9 protein-coding genes are annotated in these 9697 nt (G+C 40.3%); 4 read left to right on the forward strand and 5 right to left on the reverse strand.

What is annotated here, in order from left to right; genetic code table 11:
• The first annotated feature begins 5 nt into the window (after positions 1 to 5).
• Genes ACW6QP_RS14585 through ACW6QP_RS14595 form a run of 3 tightly spaced genes read left to right on the forward strand, consistent with a single transcriptional unit; the run spans position 6 to position 2309 of the window.
• Positions 6 to 623 (forward strand): conjugal transfer protein TraK, encoded by a 618-nt coding sequence (locus ACW6QP_RS14585; protein WP_457911610.1) that lies wholly within the window; start codon positions 6 to 8, stop codon positions 621 to 623.
• Positions 610 to 1512 carry a conjugative transposon protein TraM gene (gene traM, locus ACW6QP_RS14590; protein ID WP_457911611.1) on the forward strand — a complete coding sequence of 301 codons (903 nt, stop codon included), beginning with the start codon at positions 610 to 612 and terminating at the stop codon, positions 1510 to 1512. Before ACW6QP_RS14585 ends, traM begins: the two co-directional genes overlap by 14 nt.
• Complete coding sequence (locus tag ACW6QP_RS14595; protein ID WP_457911612.1) at positions 1509 to 2309, forward strand: DUF4138 domain-containing protein; 801 nt, start codon at positions 1509 to 1511, stop codon at positions 2307 to 2309. Before traM ends, ACW6QP_RS14595 begins: the two co-directional genes overlap by 4 nt.
• On the opposite strand, the gene ACW6QP_RS14600 is transcribed toward ACW6QP_RS14595, so the two are convergent.
• From ACW6QP_RS14600 to ACW6QP_RS14620, 5 genes are all read right to left on the reverse strand, one after another.
• Positions 2310 to 3887: a type IV secretory system conjugative DNA transfer family protein gene (locus tag ACW6QP_RS14600; RefSeq protein ID WP_457911613.1), complete on the reverse strand. Its 1578-nt coding sequence runs from the start codon at positions 3885 to 3887 to the stop codon at positions 2310 to 2312.
• A 13-nt stretch (positions 3888 to 3900) separates the two neighbouring features.
• On the reverse strand, positions 3901 to 4911 hold the full coding sequence (gene mobB, locus ACW6QP_RS14605) for a MobB family relaxase (protein WP_457911614.1): 1011 nt from the start codon (positions 4909 to 4911) through the stop codon (positions 3901 to 3903).
• Positions 4895 to 5431, reverse strand: a complete 537-nt coding sequence (locus ACW6QP_RS14610; protein WP_457911615.1) for a BfmA/BtgA family mobilization protein — start codon at positions 5429 to 5431, stop codon at positions 4895 to 4897. Before ACW6QP_RS14610 ends, mobB begins: the two co-directional genes overlap by 17 nt.
• A gap of 411 nt (positions 5432 to 5842) precedes the next feature.
• Entirely contained in the window at positions 5843 to 6292 is a 450-nt protein-coding gene (locus tag ACW6QP_RS14615) for a JAB domain-containing protein (protein WP_457911616.1), read from the reverse strand.
• A gap of 74 nt (positions 6293 to 6366) precedes the next feature.
• Positions 6367 to 6705 carry a single-stranded DNA-binding protein gene (locus ACW6QP_RS14620; RefSeq protein WP_457911617.1) on the reverse strand — a complete coding sequence of 113 codons (339 nt, stop codon included), beginning with the start codon at positions 6703 to 6705 and terminating at the stop codon, positions 6367 to 6369.
• 769 nt (positions 6706 to 7474) lie between these two features.
• On the opposite strand from ACW6QP_RS14620, the gene ACW6QP_RS14625 reads away from it, so the two are divergent.
• Positions 7475 to 9607 carry an amino acid adenylation domain-containing protein gene (locus ACW6QP_RS14625; RefSeq protein WP_457911618.1) on the forward strand — a complete coding sequence of 711 codons (2133 nt, stop codon included), beginning with the start codon at positions 7475 to 7477 and terminating at the stop codon, positions 9605 to 9607.
• Positions 9608 to 9697 lie beyond the last annotated feature (90 nt).

Here is a 9697-nt window from a genome sequence, read left to right on the forward strand (position 1 = left end):
TTATTATGAAAACACCATACCAGCATATTTATAAAGTTTTACGGTTTAACCGGTTCATTGTACTTGCTGTAATTCTAATGGCTTTTATAAGTAGTCTTATATCGGCCTATCAGGTACATAAAACCCACCGGGAGCATCTGGAAAACAGTTTTGCCATAGACAATCAGGGAGTGATTTTTCCTTTGAGCCGGGAGAGCCTATCCGATAATTTACAGGTGGAGGTAAAATCACATCTGGATATTTTCCATCGCAATTTTTATCATTTAAGTCCGGCCACTTATAAAGACAATCTGGAGCGGGCCTTATGGCTCGGCGACCAAAGTGTAGATGAATTATACCGACAAAAGAAGAATAACGGCATTTACAACCGGATTCTTCAATACGGTTTACTACAAAAGGTAACTTCAATTATTTCTCAAACTGATCTCAGCAAGGAGCCTTATCAATTTAGAACCCTGGTGGAATTTGAGGTGATGCGGGGAAGTACTATAGATTATTACCAACTGCATACAACCGGAAGTCTGGAAAAGGTAGCCCGTAGTTTTCCACATAACCCCCACGGTTTTGTGATCACAAATTTTTTCGAGGAAGAACTTAAAAAGGTAGAACATGAAAATAGATAAAAAGAAGCTCGTATTTATTGGAGCAATGCTCCTTATCACTATGGCGATGATCGCTTATTGGGTGATGTTACAGGAAGAATCAGAGTTGAGCACTCCCAGGCAACAACCTGATGTTCCCAGTCTTTCAGAACAAACCCCGGAATATCGCAGCAGGTTGGAGGCAGTAGATAAGGTAAAGGAAGAGCGGGAGCGAAGCATTCCCAGTGTTTACGATGAAAAGTTCCTGGACAGCCAGGGTAGTTTTGACCCCTATCTGGAGGAGCGAGAGAAAAACCGGTTAATCGATAGCATTTTGGCCTCAGGTCCGCAGCCCGAATTTTCGCGAGATCTTATAGATGAGAATTCAGCACCAGAGCCGGTTATTGCTACGACTCAAAAACCAGCTACTGATATTACTTCTGAAATCATTCCCGGAGGCAATCACTCGCAGTTTTTTTTTAAAAGTGCGGCAGAGCCAATGGTAATATTCCCGGAAAAAGGCTTATTGGCTATGGTAGACGGGGATCAGGTCGTTCAGAAAAATGAGCGTTTGGTACTCCGATTACTGGAACCGGGGGTAATAGGTCGTGACAGCTTAACAAAGCATACCCGCATTTATGCCCGTTGCGATTTTAAGGCGAACCGATTGCTATTGGAGGTTTATTCACCGGGTCAAAATGATAAAAAATGGGAAGCATATGATCTGGCTGATGGACAGCCCGGGGTTTATGTGCCAAATAATTTCAGGGCCGAAGCCACCACAGAGATTCTAAACGATGTAATTCAGGATATCAACATCTCGGGAGTACCCCAGGTTAGAGGATTGAGAGGATTATTTCAGCGCAGTAACAGGCGTGTAAAAGTGAAGGTTTCACATCAATATCAATTAATATTAAAACCAGTATTATGAAAATAATAATCATACTTATTCTAATCAGTCTTTCTCAGGCCGGGCTGGCCCAAACGATAGACACCATTTATTGCAATGCCTATCAAAACGTCATTATCACTACCCCAGAGCCTATTTTCCAGGCTACTACTGGATCTGAAAATTTTGTATTTAGTTACAATCAAACCGCGGCTGATACCCTGGGATTACTTCAGGGAAAACCGGGGCATACCGGGAATTTAATAATCAGAACCCGGGATGGAGGAGTGTATACTTTTCTTTTAGAGTATAAAGATTCCCTTCCGGGGTATACCTATTTTTTAAAATCAGAAGATCGGGTAAACTGGGTTCAGACTGAAGAAAAAATCATAAAGGAAGTTACACCTGGAGCACAACAGGCTTCCCTTGTGATTTTAGAATCTTACTATGAAAATCTTTCGAAAATGTATTTGAAATCTACCGGAGCCAGAAAGGCAGTAGGCCGGCAAAAAGGGCTTGTTTTTGAGATCCTGGATATGAAGTACACCCGGCGGGAAACCTTTATTACCTACCGGATTCAAAATCGCTCTGCTATAAATTTTGAGGTAGCACAGATGGAACTATTTAGCCTGCTTGGAAAAGCCGGTAGAAAAAGTGCCTATCAGGAATTGAAACTTCAGCCTTTATATGAGTACCAATTACCCGGGATTATTAATTCCGGAGAGGAAAAAACCTTTGTAGTGGCTTATAAGCGATTCACTCTCTACGGAAAGAAAAGATTGAAGGGACTACTTACAGAGGCCAGGGGAAGCAGACAGGTTAGTGTGGAGCTTTGGTGATCAATATCGTTTAGCAATTTGTTGGGCCTCCTGAAAGATTTTTAAGTAGTTAGTCTCAATTTCATTTCTCCCTGGATGATTAAATTTTTCGGGGAGTTCTTTTTTCAAACCGAATAGGGGAAACCGGATTCGTTTTTCTTTTCCATCGGCAAAAGCCACAAATTCTCCCGGTTTTAGTCTAAAGAAGAGATCGGCTCTTAATTTGGAAACCTCTCTTTTGGTTTTCGTGATTCGGGTATCAAAATTCAGATTGCCTCCTTTGGAGATACTTACCACATCCCTTTGTACCAGTTCAAAAAAGCGCTCATAGTAAGAAGCGGTAGTCGGGTCGTTTACCTTTCCAAAGAATTGATATGAGAGATTACTAAGAATGGCTTTACTGGCCTTTTCTCCATAGAGTAGATCATTCTGCACTCTATCTTGCATTACATACAGCGTAGTGATATCAAAACTTCGAAGCGTTGCGGGGATACGATGCATATTGATAAGCCGAATGGTGGGGGCTTCTTCCATAAGAATGAAAGAGCTTTTGCGGTGTCGTACACTCATTTGTTTAATAATACTATGTAGAATAGTAGCGATGATGGGGGAGTAGGCCGTCTCGAATTTGGGATTATTGACAATGGCTATGACCCCGGGATTTTTTGGATTATTCAGATCCAGGGGGACATCCTGGCCGCTAAGGCAATAGAAGATTTTCCGGGTGGTGATTTTTTTGAGGGCATTGGCCAGGGTGGCTTTCACTGCAGCAGTTTGCCTTTCAGAATCAATCCCACTAATAAAAGCATCAGCCATAGCCTTCGAAGTAAGATCAGAGCTTAAGAAAGCAACGAGTTGTTTGCTGTCCATTATCTGGTAGAGCGCGATAAGATGGGGGAGACTACAAAATTCAGGGTGAAAGGATTTAAGTTTCCAGATCATCCCGCAGAGAATTCCTTCTACGGCATCATTAAAAAATTTGGTGCTTCCACCGGATTGAATTTCTTTTTGTTCCAATAGATTTTCCAGCAGAACTCTGGCGATTTCGTTTACCCCTTCCTCATCCTGGAGATAGACAGGAGCGATAGGATTCACCCTATGAAATACCGGATCGAAAGAAATAATATAAAATGGGATTTCAGAATTCTTATAAAGCGGGTAAGCCAGTTCGGTAAGTTCAAAGTCTTTATAATCGTGAATTACCCCGCAGAAATTTTCTTTTCTAAGATGCGTGAGAAATGAATAGACCACGCTTTCAGTTTTTCCACTTCCGGCAGCCCCGGTAATAGAGACTCCCCGGCGCAGGTTTTCTATAGTGAGTTTACCGGAAGCTAATTTAAAATTGATACGATATTTTTTATTAGAATCAGGGGAAGTATCCAGAAGCAGTACCCCAATGAGGTTTAGACTAAGAAGCGGTAGAGGTCCCAGAAGAAATGCCAGGGCTGAAAATCCTATAATATGTGACAGGAAATAACATAAGACCCCGACGATAAAAACGCCCAGTAATTCCCCATTGGGATACAGGCGGGAGAGGTAAGCAAAGGATAAGAACCCAAATAAGTAACAGAATGAAAAGATTAGAATTAGCGCTAGCATATTGAGAATGGTTTTAATAGGTGATACTGCTTGATTTCATAGCGATACCAATAAATTTTTGAAGTTGTTTTACGGCCATTTTTACTTTAGCATCGGCCAGGGGTGGAGCTAGCTTTTGGATGAGCTGGAAGGCAAGTTTGCGCTCAGATGTGGGCAGTTTAAGTAGTTGACTATAGTAGGTTTTTGGAGAGTGTAATAAAAGCTTTCGGGAGTGGTAATGCTCTGTAAAATTTCTTTTGAATTGAAATTGGGTGTCGAAGCGTTTTTCCGCCAGGGAGAAGAAACGATCTCTATCGAAACCTCTTTTAACTTCTTTCCCCTGAAAATTTACTTTCGAGGCCTTGTATTTAGAACCGGGAGACAGGCTAAAAGCATTGGATTTATCCTTACGACTTACAATAAGGTGCACGTGCATTTGGGAACCCGGTTTTGGGGTACTTTCCACTATGGGTTTGCCATCCAACTGGTGTGGAATCTCCTTTATAAGCTGTTTGATCTGAGATTTTATCTGTTCCAGATCTCCCGGGTTACCTGCATTTCTGATTTTTACCTCCTGGTGGTTTAAGGCTGCTAATTTATTGAGGTAGGGGGTGTTTTCTCGAATTTCTTTGTCGTGGGGTTTATAGGTGCGCTCATATTCCAGCTTGCCGTAATATTTTATATCGGTAGCTGAGACAGGTCTCCCGTTAATTTCCCGGTTAAAACATTGCGCATAATCTTTCAGAACCTCCCGAGTATAGGCTTTTAACTTGGCGGGATCACTATTGATATGAGCGAGTTCCCGTTGCGATGGGTTTAGGGTAATGGCATAATATCGCGGTTCTGTAGTTTTTAGTTTCGCAGTATTTTGATCAATTTCCTTAATAACTTCATTTGATGGGATATCATCCCGATTTTCATCAAAGAACAACTCCTGGGCTTCCGCATCCCGCGATTCATTTTCCTTTTCCAGGTAGCTTACATAATCGGCTACACTGGTGCTGTAATTGGCACCTAATTTTTGTGGGCTAATGCTTATGTACATGATATTTGGCTTTAAGCAGTTCAAATTGATTGCGGGTAATATTTAATCTCAGATAAGGTCGACCCAGTGCCGGAGAGATGTATTCGGTATTCTCTAGCAGATTTATCAAATCTGTATTTATAGGAGAACTTTTTTTGGAATCAATCGGGGGAGAAGAGAGCTCGTACGCTTCCAGTAGCTTATCGATATCGATAGTAGGTTTTGATGATCCTGGCGTGGCGGTCGCTTCAAAGAGAGCTTCCAACATCGCCTGGGTAGGTTTGGTTTGGGTCTTTTCAATATCCCTGAGAATGGCAATAAAACCATCGATTCTTTTTTTGAGGCTTTGCTCCAGAGAACTCATGTTGGGTCCCAGGTCCTGGGTGGGAGATAGTCTGTTCTGCTCAAAAAAGTCCAGCATAAGCTGGAGGCAGGTAGATTGCTTTTTATTTAAAGCGCTTGCAAATTTTCTAAACCGGGTTGCCGTATTTTCTTTGATACTAAGGTTTTTAAAGGCATAATTTTTAGTTGACTTTTTCATTTTTCCGTGAATTTTTTCCTGATTTTACTGGGCTCACAGAAGTATTTCCGTGAAAAATATTTTCTGTGTTTTCCAGATTCATAAAATTTGGGGGTAAACGATACTATTTGAAAGCAAACTTTAGAAAAAGGAAGCCTTAACATCGCGCAGCGTGTTACCCTCTTGCTCTTCCTTTTTGTGCGCAGCACAAAATTTTGAGCCCTTCGATACCCGGCAGCTTTTGCCTGTATCGATTTTGAAATAAAAAATGGAAAGTCAAATCAGATAGCCGGAAAGTCAAGAATTTGCTATCTGATTTAAAGATAAGGATTTAGGAGTAAACTTCTTAAAAACAAGACAAAAAAAACCCCGAAAAAATCGGGGCGTGGATAACTCTTACAACTAAACAAACAGAGTCTACAATATATAAAATTATATCAGGCCTTCATCGGCAAAACTAAAATAGTTTCCATCGGGCACCAGAATCAGATGATCCAGTAGTTTAATATCGAAAAGTTCCCCGGCTGCTTTCACCTTTTTGGTCAGGGCTTTATCTGAAAGGCTGGGACTAAGTGTTCCGGAGGGGTGGTTATGTGCCAGAATGATAGCGGTGGACAAACTTTTAAGGGCCACGGCATAAAGAATTCGAATATCAACAAGGGTTCCCGTGATGCCTCCTTTAGAAAGGCAAAGAATTCCTTTCACCCTGTTGGAATTATTAAGCAGCATTATCAAAAAACATTCCTGCAGTTCGATAAGACTTTTATCCCAATATTCGAATAAAACATCTGCCGCCGAATCTGAAGATGAAATTTTAGGGGCCTCCTTTATTTTAACCCTGTTGTTATACCGGATTAAAATTTCATTAACTTTAGTATACATAATTTGTGGAATTATTTGATTATGTTAGAAAGGAAGAGAGGCCCGGGGGGAATCCGAGCCTCTTTTTTTAATTCCTATGCTTTTTTATCACCTAAGAAAAGCACTTCTTTTACGATCACCTCGGTTAAGTACTGGGTGTTGCCGTCTTTATCTTCATAGCTACGGGAATTAAGTTTTCCCTGAATAGCTATTTCCTGCCCTTTAGAAACATACTGTTCTATAAGCTCCGCCTGTTTCCCCCAGGCCGTTAGGTTGTGCCATGTGGTTTGTTCCACCTTTTCGCCTTCCTTGCGATATACCTCATTGGTAGCCATTGAAAAACGGGTTACTTTTTTCCCACTATCAAAGCTGATAGTATTGGGCTGATTTCCTATGTGTCCGATTAACTGGACTTGATTTCTTAAAGTACTCATAGCTTTAAAAATTTTGATCTTTAGAAGATCTGGTTAAAAATTACTTCTGACTTTCAGAAGCTTGATTTACTTTTTATATCCCGAGCGATTTCCTTTTTTGAGATTATCTGGAAGTGTACTTTCTCGGGTTGTTATTTCATGATGTCAAAGAACTTTTGGACTTACTTCTTACAGAGCCGTCGCTGATACCTTTTTTGATGCTTATACCATCAAGGATTTAGAATTAGGGAAGACTTATAAAAAGGAGTATGCGACTGGCTTATGCAGTCTGGACTAACTTCTAAATCCTGGTATTTTGCATTTCAAAAAAGGGATGGCTCAGTGAGGGCGGAGAGGGGAGTCTGAAGTTGAATAGAATGGGATCTGAGTAGTAGACTGAAATAGAAAATAAATACTCAGTTTTAAAGTTTTTAATCTGTTGTATAAGTCTACACGAGATTACTTTAATCGATAAAATCAACCTATTTATCGAGGAGCTTATATCTGGATTTAAGAATTATCCGGTATATTATTTTCCAAAATCAATTTTCTATTACTATATTCATTGCCTGTAATCTCCTTGAAAATCAAATTATTCCAATATTTTTTCTATCCACAAAAAATATAAATAATATAAGCTCATTCTGGAATCCGACGAATTCTCCTGGATAAGGATGTAGCTGAAATACGTAAGAAAAATAGTATGGCTTCCAAGGATTTTTTAAATAATGACCCTCGTTCAAAATTTGAACAGAATTCAGAAATAATAATATGTAATTTAATTGGTTAGATAGCTCAGGAAAATCCTGAGCGTATCGCCATAATTGATGGTCAAACCAGGATTAATTACCAAGCACTTCTTCAGCGGGCTGGTGAGATTTCTGGAGGATTGAAGAATCATAATTTTAAACCAGGGGCACTAATTGGTGTATGTATGCAGCGTTCCTGGGAACTTGTAGCTACCCTTCTGGGGGTAATGAAGGCAGGCTATACCTATGTGCCCTTAGATCCGACATATCCAAAAGATAGGGTTCATTATATATTGGAACACTCGAAGGCGTCTGCCGTAATTGTAGATAATGAAATCTCTGCTAATCTCTGCGGCGGGGCAGGTAAATTAATGTGGTTGAATGAAATGAGTGGTGACACAGATAGTGCGATAAAAGCATCTCCCAGGGATTTAGCCTATGTTATCTATACATCGGGCTCGACAGGAAATCCTAAAGGGGTTGCAATTGAACATAGAAGTATAGTCGCTATGTGTAGTTCAATGCATGAGCTTTTTACCAGGGAAGAATTATCGGGGGTTCTTGCAGCAGCTTCGATATGTTTTGATACCTCGGTTATGGAGATTTTTGGCACTCTGTCATTAGGTGGCACTATAATTCTAGCCGAAAATGCTCTGGAATTAACCACATTGCCTGCCAGGAACCAGGTAAGAACCTGCGTTATGGTAGCTTCATCGGTTCAGGCGATCCTTTCAACTGACAAACTTCCGGAGGAGTTAATATGCCTTGTTTTTGGCGGGGAAGCATTAAAGCGATCACTGGTTGAACAGGTTTATAGATTAAAGCCGGGCCTTCGGGTATTCAATGCATATGGCCCTACAGAAGATACTGTATATTCTACGATGGCTGAACTCTCTGTAGATACTAATCTTATTACAATAGGTAAATCTGTAACCAATTCCCGTGCTTATATACTTGATGATGCGATGCAATCGGTTGCTGTAGGACTAGCGGGAGAATTATATCTTGCTGGAAATAAGCTTGCTCGAGGCTATCTAAATGATGATGCCCTCACCAAAGAGCGGTTTATAGAAAAGGAACCAAATGACCAAATACCGGATTCACGATTATACAGAACCGGAGATTTATGCCGATGGACAAGCAATGGCGAGATAGAATTTCTGGGGAGGGTCGATCAACAGGTTAAGATCAGAGGGTTTAGAATTGAACTGGAAGAAATAGAATCTACACTCGAGTCTATGCAGGAAATTGATACAGCCGCAGCCGCAGCCGTGGATGGAGGTATTGGGCAGAAATTATTAGCTGTTTTTGTGGTGAGTCGTAAACAGACAGTTGATGAGGCAAGGGTGAAATCATTTGTCTCCAAACGATTGCCAAGTTATATGGTGCCTCAGGTGGTAAAGCAATTGAATGAGCTTCCCCTTCTGCCTAATGATAAGCTTGACTGTAAAAAATTAATGACTTACTACAACGCTAGTGTTGAAAGTAAATATACAAATGGCTCAACCCCTAATTTTAATAGAGGTGATGGAGGTTTAAAGACTTATAACAATAGCATCCCTACTGATAAGGCTACAATTTTGTCAATTATTCGCAGTGAATTAGTATCGATTCTTAATATTGGGGATTCCTCAATCGTATTATCTGAAGATTCCTTTAGTAACCTTGGGCTTGATTCATTAAGTACACTGGAATTCAGTAGCAGGCTCAGTAAACTACTAAAGAAAGAGGTCCCCGCTAATGCCATTTTCAAAAAACCCACTCCAATAGCTTTGGCTAATTATATTATAAATACAGATGGAGTTGAAGAAAATGAATGTTCAACGGCAAAACCATCCAGGATTGTTGTGGATTCACTGGCTAGTTTACAAAAGCATCTCCAATCCAGCCATCCCACATTTCAGGCTGCCAAGGTAAATACCTGGTCTGTCGATGATAAAAGTTTATTTGTACAGGAGGTGCTGCGAATGGTAAATGATAACCGCAGAAACCCTTATAGTAAAGTTTTGCGTACGGGTAGTGGTACCAGGGGAGTTGTAGGGGATGCTTACAATGAAGATGAAAAGGAAGCAATAATATGGACGACCAATTTGTATCTGGGTTTAAACCGGGACCCGAATGGACTTGCAAGAAAAAGTCGGACATTTTTTCTAAGACCTATGCTACATTTTTAAATTGATAAAATTTTTGTTCTACTTCATAAGGAGTTTTATACCCTAAAAAAGAGTGTAAACGTTTTCTATTATACCATATTTCTATGTATT

It is taken from the genome of Salegentibacter haimaensis (assembly GCF_054121495.1).